This window comes from Streptomyces sp. NPDC051976, from assembly GCF_040680795.1.
Classification (GTDB): Bacteria; Actinomycetota; Actinomycetes; order Streptomycetales; family Streptomycetaceae; genus Actinacidiphila.
In genome coordinates, this window is sequence record NZ_JBFAXL010000002.1 from 254,831 (window position 1) to 278,257 (window position 23,427).

Annotated in this window: 21 protein-coding genes and 1 tRNA gene; 8 read left to right on the forward strand and 14 right to left on the reverse strand. The window is 70.6% G+C overall.

The features are described 5' to 3' along the window. The gene (locus tag AB0M29_RS03475) at positions 1 to 702 is read left to right on the forward strand and encodes a class E sortase (protein ID WP_365378204.1); all 702 of its coding nucleotides are present in this window, start codon (positions 1 to 3) and stop codon (positions 700 to 702) included. Between the two features lie 132 nt (positions 703 to 834). Here AB0M29_RS03475 and pknB read toward each other — a convergent pair whose 3' ends face one another. The 6 genes from pknB to AB0M29_RS03505 form a co-directional block, all read right to left on the reverse strand. After that, the gene (gene pknB, locus AB0M29_RS03480) at positions 835 to 2,820 is read right to left on the reverse strand and encodes a Stk1 family PASTA domain-containing Ser/Thr kinase (protein ID WP_365378207.1); all 1,986 of its coding nucleotides are present in this window, start codon (positions 2,818 to 2,820) and stop codon (positions 835 to 837) included. A gap of 153 nt (positions 2,821 to 2,973) precedes the next feature. After that, positions 2,974 to 4,437: a penicillin-binding protein 2 gene (locus tag AB0M29_RS03485; RefSeq protein ID WP_365378209.1), complete on the reverse strand. Its 1,464-nt coding sequence runs from the start codon at positions 4,435 to 4,437 to the stop codon at positions 2,974 to 2,976. Beyond that, positions 4,434 to 5,834: an FtsW/RodA/SpoVE family cell cycle protein gene (locus tag AB0M29_RS03490; RefSeq protein ID WP_365378212.1), complete on the reverse strand. Its 1,401-nt coding sequence runs from the start codon at positions 5,832 to 5,834 to the stop codon at positions 4,434 to 4,436. Before AB0M29_RS03490 ends, AB0M29_RS03485 begins: the two co-directional genes overlap by 4 nt. 22 nt (positions 5,835 to 5,856) lie before the next feature. Continuing rightward, positions 5,857 to 7,449 carry a Stp1/IreP family PP2C-type Ser/Thr phosphatase gene (locus AB0M29_RS03495; RefSeq protein WP_365378609.1) on the reverse strand — a complete coding sequence of 531 codons (1,593 nt, stop codon included), beginning with the start codon at positions 7,447 to 7,449 and terminating at the stop codon, positions 5,857 to 5,859. 57 nt (positions 7,450 to 7,506) lie between these two features. Further along, complete coding sequence (locus AB0M29_RS03500; protein ID WP_365378214.1) at positions 7,507 to 8,034, reverse strand: FHA domain-containing protein; 528 nt, start codon at positions 8,032 to 8,034, stop codon at positions 7,507 to 7,509. 10 nt (positions 8,035 to 8,044) lie between these two features. Continuing rightward, the gene (locus AB0M29_RS03505) at positions 8,045 to 8,953 is read right to left on the reverse strand and encodes a DUF3662 and FHA domain-containing protein (protein ID WP_365378216.1); all 909 of its coding nucleotides are present in this window, start codon (positions 8,951 to 8,953) and stop codon (positions 8,045 to 8,047) included. Between the two features lie 490 nt (positions 8,954 to 9,443). On the opposite strand from AB0M29_RS03505, the gene AB0M29_RS03510 reads away from it, so the two are divergent. Then, positions 9,444 to 9,527 (forward strand) — tRNA-Leu (locus AB0M29_RS03510). Between the two features lie 105 nt (positions 9,528 to 9,632). Here the strand turns inward: AB0M29_RS03510 and AB0M29_RS03515 are convergent. Together AB0M29_RS03515 and AB0M29_RS03520 are read right to left on the reverse strand one after the other, a co-directional pair. Further along, a complete protein-coding gene (locus tag AB0M29_RS03515; protein ID WP_365378218.1) occupies positions 9,633 to 9,935 on the reverse strand; it encodes a hypothetical protein in 303 nt (100 codons plus the stop codon). Next, the gene (locus AB0M29_RS03520) at positions 9,935 to 10,327 is read right to left on the reverse strand and encodes a hypothetical protein (RefSeq protein WP_365378221.1); all 393 of its coding nucleotides are present in this window, start codon (positions 10,325 to 10,327) and stop codon (positions 9,935 to 9,937) included. Before AB0M29_RS03520 ends, AB0M29_RS03515 begins: the two co-directional genes overlap by 1 nt. Positions 10,328 to 10,514: 187 nt before the next feature. Here AB0M29_RS03520 and AB0M29_RS03525 point away from each other — a divergent pair, with 187 nt between their 5' ends. Beyond that, positions 10,515 to 11,102: a TetR/AcrR family transcriptional regulator gene (locus AB0M29_RS03525; protein WP_365378223.1), complete on the forward strand. Its 588-nt coding sequence runs from the start codon at positions 10,515 to 10,517 to the stop codon at positions 11,100 to 11,102. A 55-nt stretch (positions 11,103 to 11,157) separates the two neighbouring features. On the opposite strand, the gene AB0M29_RS03530 is transcribed toward AB0M29_RS03525, so the two are convergent. From AB0M29_RS03530 to AB0M29_RS03540, 3 genes are all read right to left on the reverse strand, one after another. Then, entirely contained in the window at positions 11,158 to 12,291 is a 1,134-nt protein-coding gene (locus AB0M29_RS03530) for a chitinase (protein ID WP_365378226.1), read from the reverse strand. A 148-nt stretch (positions 12,292 to 12,439) separates the two neighbouring features. Beyond that, entirely contained in the window at positions 12,440 to 13,840 is a 1,401-nt protein-coding gene (locus AB0M29_RS03535; RefSeq protein WP_365378228.1) for a carotenoid oxygenase family protein, read from the reverse strand. Between the two features lie 86 nt (positions 13,841 to 13,926). Next, positions 13,927 to 14,520, reverse strand: a complete 594-nt coding sequence (locus AB0M29_RS03540) for a hypothetical protein (RefSeq protein WP_365378231.1) — start codon at positions 14,518 to 14,520, stop codon at positions 13,927 to 13,929. Between the two features lie 99 nt (positions 14,521 to 14,619). On the opposite strand from AB0M29_RS03540, the gene AB0M29_RS03545 reads away from it, so the two are divergent. Together AB0M29_RS03545 and AB0M29_RS03550 are read left to right on the forward strand one after the other, a co-directional pair. After that, complete coding sequence (locus tag AB0M29_RS03545) at positions 14,620 to 15,138, forward strand: PadR family transcriptional regulator (RefSeq protein WP_365378233.1); 519 nt, start codon at positions 14,620 to 14,622, stop codon at positions 15,136 to 15,138. Between the two features lie 109 nt (positions 15,139 to 15,247). After that, positions 15,248 to 15,823 carry a TerD family protein gene (locus AB0M29_RS03550; RefSeq protein WP_365378236.1) on the forward strand — a complete coding sequence of 192 codons (576 nt, stop codon included), beginning with the start codon at positions 15,248 to 15,250 and terminating at the stop codon, positions 15,821 to 15,823. Between the two features lie 162 nt (positions 15,824 to 15,985). Here AB0M29_RS03550 and AB0M29_RS03555 read toward each other — a convergent pair whose 3' ends face one another. Then, the gene (locus AB0M29_RS03555) at positions 15,986 to 16,633 is read right to left on the reverse strand and encodes an NAD(P)H-dependent oxidoreductase (RefSeq protein ID WP_365378238.1); all 648 of its coding nucleotides are present in this window, start codon (positions 16,631 to 16,633) and stop codon (positions 15,986 to 15,988) included. A 152-nt stretch (positions 16,634 to 16,785) separates the two neighbouring features. Here AB0M29_RS03555 and AB0M29_RS03560 point away from each other — a divergent pair, with 152 nt between their 5' ends. Continuing rightward, positions 16,786 to 17,172, forward strand: coding sequence for a helix-turn-helix domain-containing protein (locus AB0M29_RS03560; protein WP_365378241.1), 387 nt, complete (start codon positions 16,786 to 16,788; stop codon positions 17,170 to 17,172). 69 nt (positions 17,173 to 17,241) lie between these two features. Here AB0M29_RS03560 and AB0M29_RS03565 read toward each other — a convergent pair whose 3' ends face one another. Beyond that, positions 17,242 to 17,676: a MarR family winged helix-turn-helix transcriptional regulator gene (locus tag AB0M29_RS03565; RefSeq protein WP_365378243.1), complete on the reverse strand. Its 435-nt coding sequence runs from the start codon at positions 17,674 to 17,676 to the stop codon at positions 17,242 to 17,244. Between the two features lie 49 nt (positions 17,677 to 17,725). Continuing rightward, entirely contained in the window at positions 17,726 to 20,506 is a 2,781-nt protein-coding gene (locus AB0M29_RS03570) for a SpoIIE family protein phosphatase (protein ID WP_365378246.1), read from the reverse strand. Positions 20,507 to 20,896: 390 nt separating this feature from the next. On the opposite strand from AB0M29_RS03570, the gene AB0M29_RS03575 reads away from it, so the two are divergent. Together AB0M29_RS03575 and AB0M29_RS03580 are read left to right on the forward strand one after the other, a co-directional pair. Next, entirely contained in the window at positions 20,897 to 22,360 is a 1,464-nt protein-coding gene (locus tag AB0M29_RS03575) for a DUF2252 domain-containing protein (RefSeq protein WP_365378249.1), read from the forward strand. Between the two features lie 160 nt (positions 22,361 to 22,520). Beyond that, the gene (locus tag AB0M29_RS03580; RefSeq protein WP_365378251.1) at positions 22,521 to 23,360 is read left to right on the forward strand and encodes a hypothetical protein; all 840 of its coding nucleotides are present in this window, start codon (positions 22,521 to 22,523) and stop codon (positions 23,358 to 23,360) included. Positions 23,361 to 23,427 lie beyond the last annotated feature (67 nt).

Consider the following 23,427-nt stretch of genomic DNA (forward strand, 5'->3'; position numbering starts at 1 on the left):
GTGACGACGACACAGCGCCGCGGTGGGCGGGGACGCATCGCGGCCACCATCAGCGTCCTCGGTGAGATCCTCATCACGGTCGGGGTGATCCTGGCCCTCTTCGTCGTCTACTCCCTGTGGTGGACGAACGTGCTGGCCGACCGGCACGAGAAGAAGGCCGCGGACAAGGTGCGCAAGGAGTGGGCCTCCGCGCCCCAGGCCCCCGGCGCCCTCGACACCCGGGACGGCATAGGTTTCCTGCACGTCCCGGCCATGGGGAAGAACTTCGACCTCCTGGTCAAGAAGGGCACGTCCACCGAAGTGCTCAACGAGGGTGTCGCCGGGTACTACACCGACCCCACGCCCTCCGCGCTGCCCTGGGCCAAGACCGGCAACTTCACGCTCGCGGCGCACCGCGACGGCCACGGCGCCAAGTTCCACAACATCAACAAGATCCACGACGGTGACGCGGTCGTCTTCGAGTCCAAGGACACCTGGTACATCTACAAGGTCTACAAGATCCTCGACCAGACGTCGAAGTACGACGTGGCCGTGACGGACCAGGTCCCCAAGGAGTCCGGCAAGACCAAGCCGGGCCGCTACATCACCCTCACGACCTGCACGCCCGTCTACACCTCCCGCTACCGCTACGTCGTCTGGGGCGAGCTGGTCCGCACCCAGAAGGTCGACGCCGCGCGCACGCTGCCGGTGGAGCTGAGGTAGTTCCCGGCGCCCTGGTGCCGGGAAAGGGCCGGACGGAGAAGACGCACAAAGGAAGCGCACGCAAAAGGCGGGCGGGGCCTACGCACTGCGTAAGCCCCGCCCGCCTTGTGTCCGTGCCTTACCGGTGAGCGGCTAGCCGCCCTGGCCTCCGCCGAAGGCGGTGAGCCTGACCGGCTGGCCCTCCTGCAGCTGAGTGCCCGCACCGGGGTCGACCGCGAAGACGTGGGCGTTGTCGCCGACCGGGTTGCCGCCGGGGCCGACCGCGCTGATCTGCAGGTTCAGATTGAGCGCGTTCAGCTCGTCCCGGGCGTCCTTGACCGTCTTGCCCACCAGGTCGCCCGGCACCTGGCCCTGCGGCGTCTGGGACTGCGGCGGCCCGGAGGAGACGGTCAGCGTGATCGGGGTGTCCAGCGACTGGTCACCGGAGCCCGGATCGGGGGTCTGGCTGATGACGCTGCCCTGCGGCGTCTCCGTGGAGGGCTGGTCCTGCGGGGCCTTGTTCACATTGGTGAAGCCCTGCGCCTTGAGCGCGGCGACCGCGGCGTCGAAGGTCATGCCCTTGACGTTGGTCGGGGTGGCCTTCTTCGGCGCGATCGCGACCGTCAGCGTGATCGTGCTGCCCTTGGGACGCAGCGTCCCGGCCTTCGGGTCCTGGCTCAGGACCGTGTTCGGGTCCTTCGTCGTGGAGACCTGGGTCTTCTGCGTGACCTGGAAGCCCTTGGCCGTCAGCTCCGCGTTGGCGTTGTCGTACGTGTCGTTCTTCACGTCCGGGACCGCGATCGGCGCCGAGCCCTTGGACAGGAAGACGGTGATCGTCTTGTCCGACGGGACCGCGGCGTTCGCCGCCGGGTTCTGCGCGCAGACCAGGTCCTTGTCCACGTTGTCGCAGAACTTGGCCGCGCCCTTGACGACCTTGAGGTCGACGTTGGTCGCCGAGGCCTGCGCGTCGGCGAAGGTCTTGTTGACCAGGTTCGGGACCGTGCCGCCGTCGGCCGTGTTGTCCTTGCCGAAGATCGCCTTGCCCAGGAAGATCGCGCCGACCAGCACCAGGATGCCCGCCACGACCAGCAGCACCGTCGAGGTGTGGTTGCCGCCGTTCTTCTTCCCGCGCCGGCGGTCCGGGCGGTCGTCGTAGCCGTAGCCGCCGTCGTCCTCGCGCATCGGCGGCAGCATCGAGGTGTGCTGGTCGGCCTGCTGCGGCAGCGCGGTGGTGGCCTGGTTGTCGGGGTAGCCGTAGCCGTAGCCGACCGAGCCCATCGCGGCGGTGGCGGCGACCGGCTGGCCGTCGAGCGCGGCCTCGATGTCGGCCCGCATCTCGTCCGCGGACTGGTACCGGTAGTTCGGGTCCTTGGTCAGCGCCTTGAGCACGATGGCGTCCATCGCGGGCGTGACCTCGGGGTCGTACACCGACGGCGGCTGCGCCTCCTCGCGTACGTGCTGGTACGCCACCGCCACCGGGGAGTCGCCGACGAAGGGCGGCCGGACGGTGAGCAGCTCGTACAGCAGGCAGCCCGTCGAGTACAGGTCGGAGCGCGCGTCGACCTGCTCGCCCTTGGCCTGCTCGGGGGAGAGGTACTGGGCGGTGCCGATGACGGCCGCGGTCTGCGTCATGGTCATGCCGGAGTCGCCCATCGCGCGGGCGATGCCGAAGTCCATGACCTTGACCTGGCCGGTGCGGGTGAGCATCACGTTCGCGGGCTTGATGTCGCGGTGGACGATGCCCGCCCGGTGGCTGTACTCCAGGGCCTGGAGGATGCCGACAGTCATCTCCATGGCACGCTCGGGCAGCAGCTTGCGGCCCGAGTGCAGCAGCTCACGCAGGGTCGAGCCGTCCACGTACTCCATGACGATGTACGGGATCGAGATCCCGTCGACGTAGTCCTCGCCGGTGTCGTACACGGCGACGATCGACGGGTGGTTGAGCGAGGCGGCGGACTGGGCCTCCCGGCGGAACCGGGCCTGGAACGACGGGTCACGGGCGAGGTCCACCCGCAGCGTCTTCACGGCGACCGTGCGGCCCAGGCGGGTGTCATGGGCGAGGTACACCTCGGCCATGCCACCACGGCCGAGCACCGAGCCCAGCTCGTACCGGCCGCCGAGGCGACGCGGCTCTTCCATAGCTCTGCCCTCTCCTCAAACCCGTTCTTGACCGAAAACCGTTAACCATACCCATCGAATGCTCGGGCATACGGTACCCGGCGTGCCCATCGCATTCGCTTCCCGTCCGTACGCCGATACCCGACCGGTACCTGATCCGCGCACGGCCGACACTCACTTCCCGAGCACCGCCTGCATCACCTGCTTGGCGATCGGCGCGGCCAGTCCACCACCGCTGATGTCGTCGCGGTTGGCCGAGCTGTCCTCGACGACCACGGCGACGGCGACCGGCGAACCCTGGTCGGTCATGGCGTACGAGACGAACCACGCGTAGGGCTTCTGGTCGTTGTTCACGCCGTGCTGCGCGGTACCGGTCTTGCCGCCGACCCGCACCCCGGGGATCTGCGCGTTGGTGCCGGTGCCCTGGTTGACCACGTTCTCCATCATCGCCTGGAGCTTCTGCGCGTTCTGCGGGGTCAGCGGCTGGGACATCGGGCTGGGGTTGGTCTGGGCGATGGTGCTCAGGTTCGGCGCCACCAGCTTGTCGACCATGTACGGCTTCATCAGCTTGCCGTCATTGGCGATCGCCGAGGCCACCATCGCCATCTGCAGCGGGGTCGCCGCCGTGTCGAACTGGCCGATGGAGGAGAGCGCGACCTGGTCCTTGCTCATCTTGGTGTCGAAGTTGCTCTTGTCCGCGCGGACCGGCAGGAACTGCTCCTGGTTGAAGCCGAACTTCTCCGCCTCGTCGACCATGCCCTGCAGGCCCACCTGCTCGGCGCCCAGCTTGCCGAAGACGGTGTTGCACGAGTACCTGAGCGCGTTGTTCAGCGTGGCGTTCTTGCAGGGGATGTTCCCCTCGTTGTTCAGCGGCGTGTGGGTGCCCGGCAGGGTGTACGGCAGCGGGGAGTCGGTGGGCTTGTTGATGTCGGTGACCGAGCCGTTCTCCAGCGCCGCGGCGGCCGTGACCAGCTTGAACGTGGACCCCGGCGGGTACGTCTGGCGCAGCGCCCGGTTCTGCGAGGGGTCGTCCGGGTCGTTCTTCTTGTCGAGCGCGACCCAGTTCTTCTCGTCCTTCGCCGAGTTCCCCGCGATGCTGGACGGGTCGTACGACGGGGTGCTGGCCATCGCCAGGATCGCGCCGGTGCGCGGGTCGATCGCCACCACGGCGCCCTTGGAGTTGCCCAGGCCCTTGAAGGCGGCCTGCTGCGCCTTGGCGTTCAGCGTGGTCACCACGTTGCCGCCCTGCCGCTGCTTGCCGGTGAGCAGGTCGATGGTGCGGTTGAAGAACAGCCGGTCGTCGCTGCCGGTGAGGAACTTGTCCTCGACGCCCTCGAGGAAGGTGGTGCCGAACGCCTGCGAGGCGTGACCGGTGACCGGCGCCCACATCGGGCCGTCGACGTAGGTGCGCTTGTACTTGAAGTCGCTGCCGTCGGTCTCGGTGTGGCCGGTGATCGCCTTGCCGTCGACGATGATGTCGCCGCGCGGCTGGGCGTACTGGTTGATGGCGACCCGGCGGTTGTGCACGTCGTTGGAGAGCTGGTCGGCCTGCACGAACTGCACGTAGTTCACGCGCAGCAGCAGGGCGAGGACGAGCAGTCCGCAGAAGACCGCGACCCGTCGCAGGGGCTTGTTCACTGGGTACGCACCACCTGGGTCGGTTCGGCATCGGGGGACGGGGCCGGGCTGGGGGCCGGGCGCCGGGCGGTGTCGCTGATCCGCAGCAGGATGGCAACCAGCGCCCAGTTCGCGATCACCGAGGAACCGCCCTGAGCCAGGAACGGCATGGTCATACCGGTCAGCGGGATGAGCCCGGTGACGCCGCCGGCCACCACGAACACCTGCAGCGCGAAGGCGCCGGACAGGCCGATCGCCAGCAGCTTGCCGAACGGGTCGCGCGCGGCGAGCGCGGTGCGCACCCCGCGCTCGATCAGCAGTGCGTAGAGCAGCAGGACGGCCATCAGCCCTGCCAGGCCCAGCTCCTCGCCGACGGTGGCCAGGATGTAGTCGCTCTTGGGCGCGATACCGCCGATCAGCCGCGAGTAGCCCTGGCCGAGACCGGAGCCGAAGATGCCGCCGGAACCGAAGGCGTACATCGTCTGCGCGGTCTCGGTGACACCGCCGTTGGAGGCCAGCTTCAGCGGGTGCAGCCAGTTCTGGACGCGCTCCTTGACGTGCGCCTCGAAGGTCGACACGAAGACCGCGCCGCCCGCGCTGAGCAGCAGGCCGAAGACGATCCAGCTCGTCCGCTCGGTGGCCACGTAGAGCATGATCACGAAGAGGCCGAAGAAGAGCAGCGAGGTGCCGAGGTCGGTCTCGAAGACCAGGATCAGCAGGCTCATCGCCCAGATGACCAGGATCGGGCCGAGGTCGCGGCCGCGGGGCAGGTACAGGCCCATGAAGCGGCGGCTGGCCAGCGCCAGCGCGTCCCGCTTGACCATGAGGTACCCGGCGAAGAAGACCGTGATGACGATCTTGGCGAACTCTCCCGGCTGGAGCGAGCCGATTCCGGGGAGCGTCACCCAGATCTTCGCGCCGTTCACACCGGGGAAGAAGATCGGCGCGACCAGCAGGGCCAGCGCCAGCATCATCGAGATGTACGTGTACCGCTGGAGGATGCGGTGGTCCTTGAGGAAGACCAGGACGCCCACGAAGAGCGCCACTCCCAGCGCCGACCACATCAGCTGCTTGGGGGCCATCGGCCCGCCGAGCTGCGCCGTGGTGATCGACGGCTCCAGGTCGAGCCGCCAGATCAGCACCAGACCTATGCCGTTGAGGAGCGTGGCGATCGGCAGCATCAGCGGATCGGCGTACGGCGCGAACTTGCGCACCAGCAGATGCGCGATGCCCGCGAGCGTGCCGAGGCCCACCCCGTACGCCAGCAGTCCCGCCGGGACCGAGCCGTTCTTCGCGAGACCGACGTTGGCGTAGGCGAAGACCGGGATGAGCACGGCGAAGACCAGCAGCGCCAGTTCGGTGTTGCGCCGGTTGGGCGCGCCGACCGACGTGATGGTGGTGGTGTTGCTGGCGCTCATGACGAGCCGACTCCTCCTGCTGTCACTGCTGCCCCGTCCCGCACTGCTCGGCCAGCTTCTTCTCGTCCGGCGTCAGCGGTGTGGTCGGGGAAGGCGTGGGGGTGGGCGTCGGCTTCGTGGTCGGCGTGGTGGCCTTCTTGGTGCCGGTCGTACCCGTGCTGCCGCTGCCCGCACCGGCGCCGCCGGTGGCCCCGCCGGTCGACGCCACGCCGTCCTCGGCGGCCTTGGTGGCCGCCTTGGCCTTGTCGGCGAGCGTCTTGGCGTTCGCGACCTTCTTGCAGACCCCGGCCTGCTGGGCCAGCTCGTCGGCCTTGTCGGTGGCCTGGCCGAGGCTGCTCAGCGCGATGGTGTCCTGGACCTGCTTCTGCTGGTAGGCCGGTAGGTACTTGAGTTCGATGTCGGGGCGGTCCTGGTGGACCTTCGACAGGCTGATCCACGCCAGCTTCTGGTCAATGCCCTGGTAGACGGCGACATGGTCGCCCTTGGCGCCCACGTAGTACTGCGTCTGCGTCCACGCGTACCCGCCGTACAGCCCGCCGCCGATGACCGCGAGCACCACGACGGAGATCAGGCTGCGCTTGACCCACTTACGGCTCTTGCCGGGCTTCTCGAAGCTGCCGTCGGCCTCGCCGTAGCTGCCGAAGCTGCCCAGCATGCCGCCCGCGGCGGGGTCACCGCTGCCGGGCGGCCCGAAGGAGCCCGCGGGCCCCGCCTGCTGCGGCGGCGGCGTACGGCCGAGCTCGGAGGCGCGGCCGGCCGGGGTCTGCAGATGGCGCGGGTCGTTCAGCGGGAGCTGCGTCTCGGCGACCGCGCCGACCACCACGGGGGTGTCGTTGAGCTGCGCGGCCAGCGTGTCGCCGTCGTCGGTGTCCAGCACGTCGGCGACGATGCAGGTGATGTTGTCCGGACCGCCGCCGCGCAGCGCGAGCTGGATCAGCTCCTGCACGGTCTCGTGCGGCGCCTGGTACCCGGCGAGGGTGTCCTCCAGCGTCTGGTGGCTGACGACGCCCGAGAGGCCGTCGGAGCAGATCAGATACCGGTCGCCGACCCGCACCTCGCGGATCGACAGATCGGGCTCGACATGCTCGCCACTGCCCAGCGCGCGCATCAGCAGGGAGCGCTGCGGGTGGGTGGTGGCCTCCTCCTCGGTGATCCGGCCCTCGTCGACCAGCCGCTGCACCCAGGTGTGGTCCTGGGTGATCTGGGTGAGGACGCCGTCGCGCAGCAGATACGCGCGGGAGTCGCCGACATGCACCAGGCCGAGCCGCTGGCCGGTCCAGAGCAGGGCGGTCAGCGTGGTGCCCATGCCCTCCAGCTGCGGGTCCTCCTGGACCATCTGCAGCAGCTGGTCGTTGGCCCGCTGCACGGCGGTGCCGAGCGAGGTCAGGATGTCGGAGCCGGGGATGTCGTCGTCGAGCGTGACGATGGTGGAGATCACCTCGGACGAGGCGACCTCACCGGCGGCCTGGCCGCCCATCCCGTCGGCGATCGCGAGCAGACGGGGACCGGCGTAACCGGAATCCTCGTTCCCCTCGCGGATCATGCCCTTGTGCGAACCGGCGGCGAAACGCAGGCTCAGAGACATGCGCACCTCCCCCGTCGGCTCCGGGTACATCCGCACGCTGCCCACCCTCTCGCTCGCGCGTCGTGGCTCCGCTCGCCCATAGTGCGACTACTTCCGCAGCTCGATGACGGTCTTGCCGATGCGGATCGGCGCACCCAGCGGAACCGGTGTCGGCGTCGTGAGCCGGTTGCGGTCCAGATAGGTGCCGTTCGTGGATCCGAGGTCCTCGACGATCCACTGTCCGTCGCGGTCCGGGTAGATCCTGGCATGCCGACTCGACGCGTAGTCGTCGTCGAGCACGATTGTGGAATCGTGCGCGCGGCCCAGCGTGATCGTCTGACCCTGCAGCGCCACCGTCGTACCGGCCAGTGAGCCCTCGGCCACCACCAGTTTCGTGGGGGCGCCGCGCCGCTGGCGGTTGTTCTGCGCGGGCTGCCGCTGGGCCTGCGCGGCGGCGGGCGCCTGCTGCTGCCGCTGCTGCGGCGGGCGCGACCGGTCGTCCCCGCGGCGCGCTCCGCGCTGGGTCACCCGGGTTCCGAACAGGTCGCTGCGGATGACCTGCACCGCGACGATCACGAACAGCCACAGAACGGCGAGGAAACCCAACCGCATGACCGTCAGGGTCAGCTCTGACATTGCCCCCGCTTCACCCTTCGGTTTGCCGATACACGATGGTGGTGCTCCCCACGACAATGCGGGAGCCGTCGCGGAGCGTAGCGCGGGTGGTGTGCTGTCCGTCCACCACAATGCCGTTTGTCGACCCGAGGTCCTGCACCACCGAGGGCGTACCGACCCGGATCTCGCAGTGCTTCCGGGACACTCCGGGGTCGTCCACCCGCACGTCCGCCTCCGTGGAACGGCCCAGGACGAGCGTCGGACGCGAGATCTGGTGGCGGTTGCCGTTGATCTCGATCCAGCGGCGCGCCGAGGCGCCCGGCGATCCCGCGGGCGCCCCTGTGCCGGGCAGCCGGGTGACCGGCGCCACACCGGGCCGGCCGCCGGGCGGCGGCGCGACGGGCATCGGCGGCGGACCGGACGGCCGCTGCGGCGATCCGGGCTGCGCGTACGTGGGCCGCTGCGGCGCCTGCTGCTGGTACGAGGACGGCTGTCCCTGAGGCTGGCCGTACTGCTGCTGGCCCTGCTGCGGCGCCTGCTGCTGTCCGCGCGGGTTCTGGGACTCGCTGGACGCGAGGGTGCGGCTGCGCACCCGGTACAGGCCCGTGTCCAGGTCCTCCGCCCGCTCCAGGTGCACCTTCACGGTGCCCATGAAGGTGTAGCGCTGCTGCTTGGCGTAGTCCTGGACCATCCCGGCCAGCTCGTCGCCGAGCTGCACCGCGTACGGGCTCAGCCGCTCGTAGTCGGGGGCGCTCAGCTCGACGATGAAGTCGTTGGGGACCACGGTGCGGTCGCGGTTCCAGATCGTCGCGTTGTTGTCGCACTCGCGCTGCAGCGCGCCCGCGATCTCGACGGGCTGTACCTCGCTCTTGAACACCTTGGCGAAGGTGCCGTTGACCAGGCCCTCCAGGCGCTGCTCGAAGCGCTTCAGAACTCCCACGGGGCACCTCCCTCCTCGGGACCTTCCGGCCGGACAGTTTCCGATACTGCTTACTGATCGTATCCACGCGCGGGAAAAAGAGCTGGTTCCCTGATCCCGCTGTTCAGGGCAGTGTCAACACTCACAGTCGGCCACCACTCCGCCCGCGCCTCCTGTGCCTCCTACCCACTGGGATGGTAGATGCGCCTTCTGTCCACCGTCCCAGTGTCCCGCAACCGCGAGCCGTCCCATGCACCCCCCGCGCCGGGCGCCGCCCACCTTGTGACGCGTGGGGCCACGGACACGCGGCAGGTGGCGCCTGGGTGAGGGCCCGGTGAGGGTCCGGTGACGCCCACCCGATCCCCGGGCGGCGGGCCGCCCGCCCGCAGGCCCAAACGGATGTGATTCCGCCCCTGACGTCGTGCTAATCTTCTGGATGTCGGGAGGCGCTCCCGCACCACCCGGACCACCAGGTCCGCGCGGTGTGTGAGAATCGCACGGCAGCACCCATGCGCGGGTGGCGGAATAGGCAGACGCGCTGGATTCAGGTTCCAGTGCCCGAAAGGGCGTGGGGGTTCAACTCCCCCCTCGCGCACAGCGAAGTACCGACGAAACGGTCGGCATCGTGACTCACGATGCCGACCGTGTTGTCGTGTTGTCGTGTTGTCGTGTTGTCGGGGTGGGTGGGCAGGGCGGTCGGTCAGGCGTAGGTGGCGGCCGGGGCCGGCGTGCGGGTGGAGGTTGGGGTGGCGGGAGTGCGGCGGGCGCTGCGGAGGGTGCTCACGCTGACCAGCAGCGTCCAGATGCTCCAGAAGGCGCCCATGGTGGCGGTGGTTCCCCAGCCCTGCGCGCTGTAGAAGTGCGAGGCGTCGTCGCCGAAGAAGACCGCCGGAACGAAGGCGAGGTTGATGACCGCCAGGACGTACGCGCTGGTGCCCACCCAGCGCGGCAGGACCGCGTAGCGGCGGACGGCAATGCCGAGGGAGACCAGGAACAGCGCCATCAGCAGGCGGGAGTGGCCCCCTGCATGAGGTACTGGGCTGCCGCGTACGGCCCTTCGGTGGTGGTGTCGATGTCGTGGTCGATGGAGATCGCCGCCCCGGCCTCCATGGACTGCGGGACGAACACCATCGCGACCCACAGCAGTCCGGAGATCTGGACGAGCGAGGCGGGCAGGGATGCCGCCGGGTCGGCCCGCTCGATGACGTGGCGCAGGCCGACGAAGAACACGAGGTAGAGCGTGCACCCGGTGATCCCGAGCAGGGCGCGGGTCAGGATGTCCCAGTCGGGCGGCGCCCCAGAGTAGAGGAAGTACAAGGGCACCTGGACCACGATGAAGAGGCTGGCGATGATCCCGAACAGTCCGGCGTAGCGCCGGGTCGTGGCGTCGTTCATGAGAGTCCTCTCGGCACGCGGGCGTGCGCGATCGGCCGCGCCGCCGGGCACGGCGGGGACGGCGAAGGAAGGGTGGGATCGTTCGAGAAACCGCAAGACGAGACGGGTCGTCTTGCGAGAAGGAATCTAGACCTCCCGCCGTCCGCCGTCAAGACGAGACGGTCCGTCTCCTTGATAGGCTGTCCCCGTGACTCCGAACTCAGAACGACGCAGCGACCGTGCCAGAGAGGCGATCCTGGCCGCGGCACTGGAGCTGACCGCCGACCCGGGGTTCCAGGCCACCTCCGTGGAGGCCATCGCCAAGCGCGCCGGGGTCGGCAAGCAGACCATCTACCGGTGGTGGCCGTCCAAGGGCGCGGTGGTCCTCGAAGCGCTGGGCGAGCGCGCCGGGCAGACGCTGGAGTTCCCCGACACCGGGGACATCGTCACCGACCTCCGCACCCAGATGGACGGTGTGGCGGAGCTGCTCGGCAACCCGCAGTTCGCCGGATTCGCCGGGCTGGTCGGCGCCGCGCAGAGCGACCCGTCGCTGAGCCGCACGCTGATCGACGGCATCATCGGGCCCCGCGTCGCCGCCTGCCGCAAGCGGCTGGAGTCCGCGCAGCAGGCCGGCCAACTCCGCGACGACGTCGACCTCGACGAGGTCATCGAGCTCCTCTACGGCCCGATCTACTACCGGCTGCTCTTCCGCACCCGGCCGATCACCCCCGACATCGCCACCCACATCCTCGACCTCGCCTTCGCCGGGCTGCGGCCCCCGACCGACCCCCGATAGCGGGCCGTTCTGCACGGACCACGGCGCAGGCGGGTCGGGGCCCGGGGCCCGGGAGTTACTCGGGCGCGGGCGGGGCGGCGGCGCCGACGCTGTCGGTGACCGTGTTGAACGTGGTCGAGAACTGGTACGCCGCCTGCGGTGTGCCGCTGCACGTGTCCGACAGGGTGCCGTTCCTGGCGCAGGTCCTGTCGCGGCCCAGCGACCAGAACGACAGCTCCTGGATGCCGTTCTCCTTCGCGAAGGCCGTCAGGTCGACGGCGTCCGAGGTGGTGAAGACCTCGTTCGTGGAGTCGTTGACGCCCGCCATGGGGGTGTTGCCCTCCATCGCCCACAACTGGGCCGAGGACTTGGCGGGCCAGAGCTGCCCCAACTGGGTGTGCACGGCGTTCGCCGCGCCGATCGCGGCGTTGCCCATGTCCATCGACGGTCCGTAGTCCATCGTCATGATGTTGACCAAAGTGATGTCCAGGCCATGGCTCTTGGCGTTGTTGAGCAGGCTGAGGCTGTTGGCCAGCAGGCCGGTGGGGCTGACCGGCAGGGTGTAGTCGATGTCGAGCTTGCGGCCCGCGGCCGCGTACTCCTGCTGGAGCTCGGCGAGCGCGGCGTTGCGGCGGTCGTTGGCACTGGTGTTGTTGAGCGTGGTGCCCTCGATGTCGAAGTCCAGGCGGGTCAGGCCGAGCGTGTCGACCACCCGCTTGTACTCGGCCTTCAGCGCCGACACCGAGGAGCAGGACCGGGCGATCTCCGTGCCGCCCGACCCGCCGAAGGCGGCGATGACGTCCCCGCCCGCAGCGCGCAGGCTGCTGATCGCCGAGGTCCAGCCGCTGCTGGAGACGGGCGTGTCGCCGTTGAACGCGGCGTCGCAGCGGCCGCCGTCGATGATGAAGGCGAGTGTGAAGTACTTCAGCCCCGTGGCGGCTCTGGCGCTCTCCATGGCCGAGGGGCTGTTCCACACCTCGACGTACGGCGCCGCGTAGTGGGCGGGGAATCCGGGCCCGGGGGCGAGGGTGACCTCGGGCAGTGCGGCGGGATGGGACGCCGGCCCGCCGGGGAAGGGGGCCGCGTGAGCCGGTCCGGTCGCGCCCAGCAGGAGGCTGATGCCGAGTACGGCCGCCAGCAGAGTGGCAAGGGATCGACTACGGGAACGGGCACGGGGACAAGTGCGGTGCGGAGTACGAGCGCGAGGCACGGTTGCGGCTCCGGAGCGGGTGCGAGGGGTGGGGGACAGGGCGCGGAGGGGCTGGGTGCGCAGGGCATGCCGCAACAGCATGCGGTGACGTGGAGTCACTCCCGCTCATGACATCGCCGGTGACGTGTCCCGGTTACCCCGGAAAGCTCTACGCCGGGGCGTGCGCGCCGGGCCGGGGAGCGTCGGCGACGTCCGGGAGCCAGTTGCCGTGGAAGCCGAAGGGCACCCTGCGGGGCAGACGAACGGTGGCTATGGGCGGGGCGGCGAGTCGGTCGGCGTCCAGGATGACGAGGTCGCTGGTGTCGGTGGCGGCGTCATGGACGTAGGTGATCAGCCAGCCGGGGCCACCAGGGCGGTCGTCGGCCGGGGCGAAGACGGCCTCGCCAGGGGTGCGGCCGGGGGCGAACTCATGGCTGGTCGACGCCCCCGTGCGCAGGTCGTACCGGGTGAGCGCGCCAGGTGCCGACGACCCGCCGGGTGACCGTCCGGTCGTGACATGGCCGTACCGCGCGGCCAGTCCCGCCAGCCGGTCGTCGGTGCGGGGGAACTCGCCGGGCCGGTCGTCCATCTGCTCCTCGGCGACGGTGCCCGCGGCCAGGTCGACGGTCCAGCGCCACAGTGCCGCCGGCCCCGAGGGCTTTCCGTCGTCGGCCCAGCGGGCGTACCGCGCCACGTACAGCACGATCCGGTCGGCACCCTCGTCATGCGCGTTGAGGGAGTGGAAGACGTAGCAGGGGTCGATCTCCAGCCAGCGGATCCGGCCGTGCGGGTCGTCGCGCCGGAGGATGCCGAGCCGGGCGCCGTACCCGGGGGCCCAGCGATAGGGCAGTCCGGCGCCCGGTCGCCTGGCGGTCTCCAGGTCGAAGACGACGGGCAGGTCCATGAAGACCACATGGGCGGCCGTCAGATGGAAGTCGTGCATCATCGTGTGCGCCGGGACGTCGATCGGGCGGCTCACCGTCAACTCCCCTGCCGCGTCCGCCCGGTGGTAGGTCAGATAGGGCGGACGGTAGCCTCCGTACCCGAAGAAGTGCAGCTCGCCCGTGGCCGGGCAGGTCTTCGGGTGCGCGGTCATCGCGGTGGTCAGCCGACCGCCGAAATCGTAGGGACCGACCGTCCCCCACTCGTGTCCGGGGCGGCTGTCCAGCTCGTAGGGGAACGAGGACTCGACCAGCGCCAGAGTGCGGCCCGCGTGCCTGACCACATGGGTGTTGGCGACCGACGCGGTGAAGTCGGCGTTCCCTCGCTCGTCATGGATCCGGGCCCCGTCGGTGAAGGTCGAGGTGCGGACCCAGCGGTTGCGGTAGGAGGTGGCGCGGCCGTCCTCCAGGCGGACGCCGTGGACCATCCCGTCGCCGAAGAACCAGTGGGCGGAGGCGGCGTCCTGCGGATTGGGGCCGTTACGCAGATACCAGCCTCTGAGTTCGGGTGGGATCTCACCGGTGACCGGCAGGTCGTGGACGGTCAGTTCGTCACCGACGGGGGCGAAGTTCCCCGACATGTGCGGGGTGGGGCCCGCCGAGGCGGTCGAGTGCGTGGTGGCGGTCATCGCCGAGGTCCTTGGCCTGGTCGTGGCCGTGCTCCTGGCCGTGGGGGTGTTCGTGCTCGTGGTCGTCGGCTGAGGGGTCATGGAGATCAGGCCTCCTGGGTGTCGGTGGCGGACGGGGTCGTCGCGCCGGTGGTGGCGGCCATCCGGGCGCGGACGCGGTCGGGGTAGCGGCTGGTGAACAGGGCGGGCAGGACGAATCCGGCGACCTGGACGGGTATGGAGACGGCGTCGCCGAGGTGGGCGGCGGAGACGGCCGCCAGGACGCCGGCGGTGACGGTGAAGGCGGCGGCCCACACGCTGGTCAGCACGACGTTGATGTGGAGGAAGACCGGGTTGTTCCAGACCGAGGCCGGGGTCTGGCGGCGGGCTATGCCGAGGGTGAAGGGCCGCTTCACCGCGAGCGTCGCCCACGCGGTGACGGCCAGCCAGCCCAGTGACAGAGCTCCCGTGTAGTCCTGCACGCCGCTGTCGGTGCGGGCGAACGCGACGGTGGTCAGCACCGCGAAGAACGCGATCGTGCTGCGCTCGAGGATCAGCGAGTCGGCCGCGAGCCCTGCCTTGCGGTCCTGCCACAACAGCCGCAGGCCGAGGATCAGTCCGGCCAGCGCTCCCCACTGCCAGCCGAACGACGAGACGGCGGCGAAAGCGATCCACGGGATGAAGCCGCGCAGGTAGTTCATGGGATTCCCCTCCGAGTGATCTGGATCTTCCAGGTCCGACATGTCAAAAGTAGAAGGTCCAGTCTTGACCTGTCAAGAGTGGAAGGTAAGATGGTTCCCATGAGTCTTCGCCATGCGGTTCTGGGGCTGCTCGCCGAACGAACGGCCAGCGGCTACGACCTGATGAAACTGTTCGAGACCTCGCTCGCGAACGTCTGGCCGGCCACGCAGAGCCAGGTCTACGGCGAGCTGGGCAAGCTGGCCGCCTCCGGCCTGCTGACGGTGGCCGCCGAGGGCCCGCGCGGGCGGAAGGAGTACGCCATCACCGACGAGGGGATGGCGGAGTTGCGGCACTGGCTCACCGAGACCGAGCCGGAGCGGTTCCGCCGCAGCGAGACGCTGCTGCGGGTGTTCTTCCTCGGCGTGCTCACTCCGGTGGAGGCGACCACGTACCTGGGTCTCGAGGCCGCGCGCGCCGCCGCCGGACATGCCGGGCTCGAGCAGCTCGAAGCCTCCGTGGACTGGGGGGACGACCAGATCTCGACCTACGGCCGGCTCGCGCTGGAGTACGGCCTACGCCTGACGGCCATGCAGGAGGAATGGGCCCGATGGGCGGCGGAGCAGATCGAAACGCGGTGAACGGTGGCAGCCCGGCGGGAACCGGGGCAGGGTGGTGTCCGTTGGAGTCATTGGGCAAAGGAATCGTCAAGTGGCGCGGCCCGCGCCGGATTGAGCAGGGAGATCCACCATGGGTGTCAGCCTCTCCAAGGGCGGCAATGTCTCACTGACCAAGGAGGCCCCCGGACTCACGGCGGTCACCGTCGGCCTGGGCTGGGACGTGCGCACGACCACGGGTTCCGACTTCGACCTCGACGCGAGCGCGCTGCTCCTCGACGCCTCGGGCAAGGTCGTGTCGGACAAGCACTTCGTGTTCTTCAACAACCTCAAGAGCCCCGACGGCTCTGTCGAGCACACCGGTGACAACCTCACCGGCGAGGGTGAGGGGGACGACGAGGCGATCAAGGTCAGCCTGGCCACCGTGCCCCCGGAGATCGACAAGATCGTCTTCCCGGTCTCGATCTACGAGGGCGAGAGCCGTCAGCAGAGCTTCGGCCAGGTGCGCAACGCGTTCATCCGTGTGGTGAACCAGGCGGGAGGCACCGAGATCGCCCGCTACGACCTGACCGAGGACGCCTCCACGGAGACCGCGATGGTCTTCGGTGAGCTGTACCGCAACGGGGCGGAGTGGAAGTTCCGGGCCGTCGGCCAGGGCTACGCCTCCGGCCTGCGCGGCATCGCCCAGGACTTCGGCGTCAGCCTCTGACGTAGCAGCGGCGGGAACCGCGGATGAGCGATCCGCGGCAGGAAAACAGCGGTAGTACACGGCACGCCCCGGCGGGTCAGTGATGCGGCGTCGGTCGCCGTCTCACCGATCCGGCCGGGGCGTGCCGTCGTATGGCGTTCCTTCGCCCGGGGGACAGCGCGATCAGGCGGCCAGGCGCGCGGCCAGCGCCTTCGCCTTGGCCCTGGCCTCCTCGTGCGCCTGTGCGCGCGAGGCGTCGGCGGCGTCGATCAGGGGCGCCATCTCGGGCACGGTACGGGCCAGCGTCAGCTCGGGGATGATGAAGTCGACCTCCAGCGCCATCAGGCCCGTGAGCGCCTTCTCCAGATACGTCGTCAGGAACTCGTAGCTCTCGCGCGGCGTACCCGGCCCGTAGCCGCCGCCCCGGGCCGCGACGACGGTGACCGGCTTGCCGGCCACCGAACCGCCCTCACCCGCCGTGCGGCCGACGACGATCACCTGGTCCAGCCATGCCTTGAGGGCGGACGGGATCGTGAAGTTGTACATCGGCGTACCGATCAGGATCGCGTCGGCCGCCTCCAACTCCTCGATGAGCGAGTTGCGCAGCGCCGCGGCCTCGGCCTGCGCGGGGGTGTGGGTCGACGCCGGGGCGGTGGCCCCGATGACGCCGTCGGCCGTCAGATGCGGCAGCGGGTCCTCGGCGAGATCGCGGTAGATCACGGTCCCGTTGGGGTGCTGGCTCTCCCACTCCTTACGGAAGGTCGCGGTCACCGCGCGGGAGACCGAGGGCTCGTGGAAGGCGGAGGAGTCGAGGTGGAGCAGCGTGGCCATGGGCAGCCTCATTCGGATGAGATCGGGGGCTTCGGGCATGGCTGACGTACGTCGTACGACGTCAGCGGTGCCCGGAGTTCGTACGTAGCTATTGATAACACAGGTGCTTACTTTTTTGCAGCACCGAACTGTGCGGGGAGTACCCTTTGGGCATGGAACGGGGTCAGCAAGTGCGTCAGCGCACGCCGTGTCTGGGCGTGGATGTGGCGTTGACGCGGGTGTTCGAGCTGTTCGGCAAACGCTGGACCGGGCTGATCGTGGCCGTTCTCACGCACCGGCCCGCGTACTTCGGCGAGCTGCGCCGGTCCATCCCCAAGATCAGCGAACGCATGCTGTCCGACCGGCTCAGCGAGCTGGTCGACGCGGGTCTCGTGGTGCGCGAGGTCGACGGCGGCCCGCCGCTGCGGGTCAGCTACGGCCTCACCGAGGCGGGTCAGGCGCTGCGCCCCGCTCTCGAGGAACTCAGCAAATGGGCCCAGGCGCACCTTCCGGAAGACGGCCCGTGCACGGAGCTGGAGCCCGGTACCGAGGGGTGCTGAGGGCGCGGCGGCCCTGAAGGAAGTCCTGAGGCAGGGCCTTCAGTGGGCCGAGGCCGCTGAGTGGGGCGGTTACGGGTGGGCGGCCGCGTCTTCGTTGTAGCGCACCAGATAGCGCGCGAATTGTGACAGATCCGACGGATCCCATTCGGCCAGCCGCTCTTCGAACGACATACGGCGACCGACCCGGGCCGCGGCCAGGATCTCGACCCCCCGCGGGGCCAGATGCAGCACCTGGACGCGGTGGTCAGCCGCGTCCACCCGGCGCTCGAGGAAACCGAGCTTCTCCAGCGCGCCGACCTGACGGCTGACCGTGGACTTGTCCAGCAGGTAGTGCGCGGCCAGATCGGTGGCCCGGCAGCCCTGCTGCTCCTCCACGTGCGCCAGGATGGTGTACGCCACCAGGGAGAGTTCCGGGTGCATACGCGCGGCGGTGGCGCGCGCCCGGCGCGCGATCGCGGTCAGTTCGCGCTGGATGGTCTCCATGGACGCCTCCCGTGTGGTCATCGCGGGCGCTCCTCCGTCTCCACCTGCGCGGTTGTATACCGCAACAATATCAAGCGGGGAGCGGAAGTTCGAACCAGACGACCTTGCCCACGGCCTTTCTGCTGGTCCCCCAGCGCCGGGACAGATGCGACACCAGGGCAAGGCCGCGCCCCTGCACGTCGTCGGCCTCGGCGCGCTGCAACTGCGGCAGGTTGTGGTTGTCGTCGCTGACCTCGACCAGCAGCTTGCCGACACGCATCAGCCGCAGCTCAACCTCGTAGGACGCCGCTCTTATGGCGTTGGTGACCAGCTCGCTGACCAGCAGTTCCGTCGTGTCGCTGAGGCGTTCGAGCCCCCAGGCGGCGAGCTGGCGCCGGGTCAGGTCGCGGGCGGTGCCCACTTCCGCGTGGTCGAGCCGCAGCGTCCACTGCACCACGTCCTCGGGCGCGATGCCCTCGAACTTGGCGACGAGCAGCGCGACATCGTCCCTGCGGTCCTCGGAGTGGACGCGCGCGAGGATCTGCCCGCAGACGTCCTCGGGCGTCTGCTGCGGCTCGATGACCGTGGCGCACAGCGCGGCGAGCCCCGCGTCTATGCCCTGACCGCGCACCTCCACCAGACCGTCGGTGCACAGCACCAGCCAACTGCCGTCCGGGACCTGGATCTCCACGGTCTCGAACGGGACTCCACCCACCCCGATCGGCGCACCGCCGGGGATCGCCAGCAGCTCGCTGCGCCCGTCGTACCCGGCGAGTACGGGCGGGATGTGGCCAGCGTTGGCGAGCGTGAGGGAGCGGTGGATCGGGTCGTAGACCGCGTAGACGCAGGTGGCGAGGTGTTCGGGGCCCAGGCGGTGGGCGAGGTTGTCGAGGTGCCGCAGCAACTGGGCGGGCGGCAGGTCGAGTCCTGCCATGGTGATGACGGCCGTACGGAACTGGCCCATCACGGCCGCGGCCTGCAGCCCGTGCCCCATCACGTCACCGACGATCAGGGCCACCCGGCCGCCGGGGAGTTGGATAGCGTCGAACCAGTCGCCGCCGACCTGGGCCTGTCGGTCCCCCGGCATATAGTGATGAGCGATGCGGACGCCGGGAATCCGGGGCGGCCGGGCGGGCATCATCGAGCGCTGGAGAGTGGCGGCGGCGCGCGATTCCAGCCGGTGCAGGCGGGCGTTGTCGATATGGACGGCGCCGCGGGCGATGACCTCGGTGGCGGTGGCGACATCGCGGGCGTCGAACGGGCGGCGGCCGGGTCCGCGCAGTAAGCACATCCGGCCGAGTACGGTGCCGCGCGCGGTCAGCGGCGCCACGATCATGGAATGCCCCGGCAGCAGCGGGCCGAGGGCGGGCACCCCCAGGTCGAGGGCGATGTCGGGGGCGAGTGCCGGGTCCACGACAGGGACGAGCACCGGTTCGCCGAAGCGCGGCACGAACTCGTCCGCGGACAGCATGAGCAGCTCACCCTCGGGGAGCGCGGTCTCCCACAGGCCGGTGTCGTTCGCGTGGGCCATGGCGACCCGGCGGACCAGCACCGTGTCGGACCGGTGGTCGTCCTTGTGCGGCTCGGTGTCGGAGAAGAGCTGGTCCACGACGAGGACGGCCGCGAAGTCGGCGAACCGCGGCACGGTCACCGCGCACATCTCGCGTGCGGTGGTGTTCAGGTCGAGGGTCGAGCCGACCACCGAGCCGGTCTCGCGGAGCAGTGCCAGCTGCTCGTCGAGCGCGTTCCCGGGCAGGTGGGTGGGGCCGCCGGGGAGTCGGCCGGGCGGCTGGTCGGTGACGAGAGGAGCGAGGGTGGGGAAGGGCACCGCGGTGAGGGCGGACGCGCTGGAACGGTCCGCGTCGGAGGCGGCCGGATCGGTGCCGAGGCCGGTGCCGACGCCCGCGCCGGGGCCGAAGTGGTCGGCGCGGGGTGATGTGTGGGGCGTGGCGCCCGGAAGGGAGGAGGCAGGGCCGGCGTCGGTGCCCGCAGCGGCGCCGGGGCGCGGGCCGGGCAGCAGCTCTCGGCGTACGGCGCGCTCCGGGCGGGAGGCGGCCGCCACACGGGCGTAGTCGTGCGGGGTGACGGGAAGCCGGGTGCTGCCCTCGACTTCGAGGGCGGGGTGGCCGAGCGGCGCGATCTGCCGCACGATCCGGTCGAGACGGCCGGGGCTGACCCCGGGCAGCACGGTGCTGAGCCGCGCGGCCAGGGCCTGCGCCTGCGCGGGGTCACCGGCAGGGCTGAGTACGGCGGCGACCGAGATGGCCTGCCGCTGCGGACCCTCGGCCGCGTACGGGAGCAACCGGCCGCCGAGCGCGATCCGCAGGTTGCCGCTGCGGAGCGGCTTCGCGTGCGTCGCGATGGCCAGCAGGCTGCTCCCGGACTGTTCCGTCAGCCGGTACGTCCACCACAGCACGTCCTTGAGCGTGCCGTCGCGGTCGGTGGAGGCGAGGGCTCCGGCCCAGGCGGGCTGGGTGAGTTCGTCGAGCAGGTCGAGGGTGTCCTCGTGAGCCGACCGCGGCTCGGCGCCCGCGGCCACCGCGGCCGGGCGGGCCAGCGACAGCAGCCCGGAGGCCCGGTGACCGAAGACGGCCTCCCAGCGGTGGCCGAACAACTCCTCGGCGCCGCGGTTCCAGTACGAGATCCGGCCGTCGTGGTCGACGCAGAGCACGGCCAGCCGCAGCAGGGCGGCGACGCCGGCGCCGGGGACACCGTAGGGGGGCGCGGGAGCGTCTTCGGGCGCGGAGGGATCGCCGGGGGCGGCGGCATCGGCGTGCCCCGGACCGTCGGCGCGATCCGTACCGTTTCCGGGCACGACGAGGTCGCCCGTGTCCTGGTCCGGGACGTCGTGGCCGGTCGTGGGCACCGCCACCTGGGCAGCCGTATGACCGACGGCATGGCTGCCTGGCCGTTCGCGCGTGCCGCGCTCGCGTGCCGTGGGTGGTGCGGGTGCCTCGTGTACCTGGTCCACGTGATCCACCGGGTGCTCCTGGTGCGAGTGGGGCGCCTGGTGTGACTCGTGTTCGCGCTGTTCATGGCGGGTGGGACGGTCAGTGTGATGATCTGCGTCGGTGGTAGCGGGATGCCGGGTGATCTCGTCCAACGTCGTGCACCTGCGGTTCGGCGCTGAGTAGTGTCCTGCTCCAAGGCAAGCACGAAACCTCGGGCGGAGGCGACCGAATAGCCGGATTACCCCCGGCATGTGGGTGCATGACGGGTGGTCCGTTGACGCCGGCCGGGCCGGGCGAGGGGGAGGGTGACGATGGAGTCGAGGGTTCCGTGGATACCGGGGTTCGCGCGATGGCCGCACGAGGAGGAGTCGGCGAAGCGTAGAGGCAAGGCGTTGCGTGAGCGTGTGCCGCGCTCCGCGCACGGACGCCCGCCGTCCGGCACCTGGCGCCGGCCGCCGGTCGACGCCGTGACGGATGCCGTCGCCGCGCCCGCTGACGTGTCCACGGTGTCCCCCGCGTTCGGTGCCGCCGTCGACGCGGTGGAGGAGTCCAACGCGGGCCGGATCCCGGAGCTGATACCGCTGCGTGTCGGCCGGATGGCGGCGAGCCCGTTCGCCTTCCTGCGCGGTTCCGCGGGTCTGATGGCGGCCGATCTCGCCGACGCCCCGGTGACCGGAGCAGGCGCCCAGATCTGCGGGGACGCGCATGCCGCGAACTTCGGTCTCTACGCCGACGCCCGCGGTCGCCTCGTGATGGACATCAACGACTTCGACGAGACCGTGCACGGCCCCTGGGAGTGGGACGTCAAGCGGCTCGCCACCTCACTCGTCCTGGCCGGGCGGCAGGCGGGCGCGGCCGAGGACGTGTGCCGGGCGGCGGCGTACGACGCGGTGGGCGCGTACCGGCGGACCATGCGGCTGCTCGCCCGGCTCCCGGTGCTGGACGCCTGGAACGCCGTCGCCGACGAGGAACTCGTCACCCACGCGGACGCGCACGACCTGCTGGGCACCATCGAGCAGGTCTCGGAGAAGGCGCGGCGGAACACCGGCGCCAAGTTCGCCGCGCGCGCCACCGAGGCGGTCGGCGACGGCGGACGGAGGTTCACCGAAGCGCCGCCCGTGCTGCGGCGGGTGCCGGACGCCGAGGCGGCGGCGGTGGCGGGCGCGCTCGACGGCTATCTGCGGACGGTCGGCGAGGACCGGCTGCCGCTGCTGGCGCGGTACGCCGTGCACGACGTCGCCCACCGGGTGGTCGGGACCGGCAGCGTCGGCACGCGCTCGTATGTCGTCCTGCTCCTGGACCACCTGGGCGAGCCGCTGGTGCTCCAGGTCAAGGAGGCCAGGGCGTCGGCGCTGCTGGCGTACGTGGCCAAGGCCGGTTTCCCGAACGAGCCGGTGGAGCACGAGGGGCGCCGGGTGGTGCTGGGGCAGAAGCGGATGCAGGTGGTCAGCGACTTCCTGCTCGGCTGGACGCAGATCGGCGCGGTGCCTTACCAGGTGCGGCAGTTCAGGAACCGCAAGGGCAGCGTCGATCCGGCCGCGCTCCCGCCGGGCCTGCTCGACGACTACGGGCGGATGACGGGCGCCCTGCTCGCGCGGGCGCACTCGCACAGCGCCGATCCGCGGCTGATCGCGGGCTACTGCGGGAAGAGCGAGGAGCTGGACGAGGCGGTCGCGGACTTCGCCGTCGCGTACGCCGACCGTACGGAGGCGGACCACGCGGACCTGCTGGCCGCTATCCGCGCGGGCCGCCTGCCCGCGGAGGTCGAGTCGTGAGCCACGACACGCTTCGGGAACCCCGGGCGGGCGTTCGGCGCGCTGCCGCGCAGGTCGCGGTGGGGCAGAAGGTGTGTGTGGGGCGCCCGGTGACGACCGTGGCTGACGGGGTCTGCGGTGGCCCAGCGAAGATCGCCCTTGCAGGCCCTAGGCTGTCCGAGTGACGAACACCTCCGGAACCGATTCTTCCGCCGCCTCCGCTGGTGCCTCCTCGTCTGCCGCCGCACCGCCGCCCGAGCCCGGCTCGGACCGGCTGGCGAAGGCCGTGCGGGCGGCGGAGCAGGCGCTGATCGAGTTCGAGATCGCGGTGGAGACCTTCCGGGTCGAGGTGGAGAACTTCTCCCGGCTGCACCACCAGCGGCTCGGCCCGATGTACGCGCGCCTCGACGAACTGGACGCGCTGATCGCGGAGGCCGTCGCGGCGCACAGCGGCGACCGGGCGGACATCGAGCGGGCCTGGGAGGCCCGAGCGCTGGTCATGCCCATGCCGGGTGTCGAGGAGCTGTTCGGCGGGCTGCTGGGCTCCGACGGCGTACGGCCGGTCGACGACCCGAACCCGCCGCGCCGCGTCCGGCCCGGCAAGGAGGCCCAGCGCCTCTACCGCGAGCTGGCACGCAAGGCGCACCCCGACCTGGCCCAGGACGACGCCGAGAAGGAACGCCGCAGCGCCTTCATCGCCCGCGTCAACGAGGCCTACGCCTACGCCGACGAGGACACCCTGCGCGCCCTCTCCGCGGAGTGGGACGCCGGGCCGGTGCCCGAGGAGGCGCTGCCCAGCGAGGCCGAGGTCCTCTACGCCCGGCTGGAGTGGCTGGCCGAGCGCAAGGAGAAGCTGGCGGCTCTCGCGGCGGAGCTGGACGAGAGCGCCATCGGGCAGATGATGAAGCTCTCGCCCGAGGACCCGGATGCCCTGCTGAACGAGATCGCCGAGCAGCTCCTCACCCAGGTCGCCTCGCGTGAGGCGCGCCTCGCCGAGCTGGTCCGGCAGACGGAGGGCTAGGGCGTGTCGCCGGGCACGCCCTAGGCCGTGTCGCCGGATACGCCCTAGGCGGCCCGTACGTCCGCGT

Excerpts from the sequence above, each read along its gene's own strand:
- pknB (WP_365378207.1), bottom strand. The coding sequence starts at position 2,820 with ATGGAAGAGCCGCGTCGCCTCGGCGGCCGGTACGAGCTGGGCTCGGTG.
- AB0M29_RS03490 (WP_365378212.1), bottom strand. The coding sequence starts at position 5,834 with ATGAGCGCCAGCAACACCACCACCATCACGTCGGTCGGCGCGCCCAAC.
- AB0M29_RS03495 (WP_365378609.1), bottom strand. The coding sequence starts at position 7,449 with ATGTACCCGGAGCCGACGGGGGAGGTGCGCATGTCTCTGAGCCTGCGT.
- AB0M29_RS03500 (WP_365378214.1), bottom strand. The coding sequence starts at position 8,034 with ATGTCAGAGCTGACCCTGACGGTCATGCGGTTGGGTTTCCTCGCCGTT.
- AB0M29_RS03515 (WP_365378218.1), bottom strand. The coding sequence starts at position 9,935 with ATGGCGCTGTTCCTGGTCTCCCTCGGCATTGCCGTCCGCCGCTACGCG.
- AB0M29_RS03520 (WP_365378221.1), bottom strand. The coding sequence starts at position 10,327 with ATGAACGACGCCACGACCCGGCGCTACGCCGGACTGTTCGGGATCATC.
- AB0M29_RS03535 (WP_365378228.1), bottom strand. The coding sequence starts at position 13,840 with ATGACCGCCACCACGCACTCGACCGCCTCGGCGGGCCCCACCCCGCAC.
- AB0M29_RS03540 (WP_365378231.1), bottom strand. The coding sequence starts at position 14,520 with ATGAACTACCTGCGCGGCTTCATCCCGTGGATCGCTTTCGCCGCCGTC.
- AB0M29_RS03545 (WP_365378233.1), top strand. The coding sequence starts at position 14,620 with ATGAGTCTTCGCCATGCGGTTCTGGGGCTGCTCGCCGAACGAACGGCC.
- AB0M29_RS03550 (WP_365378236.1), top strand. The coding sequence starts at position 15,248 with ATGGGTGTCAGCCTCTCCAAGGGCGGCAATGTCTCACTGACCAAGGAG.
- AB0M29_RS03555 (WP_365378238.1), bottom strand. The coding sequence starts at position 16,633 with ATGGCCACGCTGCTCCACCTCGACTCCTCCGCCTTCCACGAGCCCTCG.
- AB0M29_RS03560 (WP_365378241.1), top strand. The coding sequence starts at position 16,786 with ATGGAACGGGGTCAGCAAGTGCGTCAGCGCACGCCGTGTCTGGGCGTG.
- AB0M29_RS03565 (WP_365378243.1), bottom strand. The coding sequence starts at position 17,676 with ATGACCACACGGGAGGCGTCCATGGAGACCATCCAGCGCGAACTGACC.
- AB0M29_RS03575 (WP_365378249.1), top strand. The coding sequence starts at position 20,897 with ATGGAGTCGAGGGTTCCGTGGATACCGGGGTTCGCGCGATGGCCGCAC.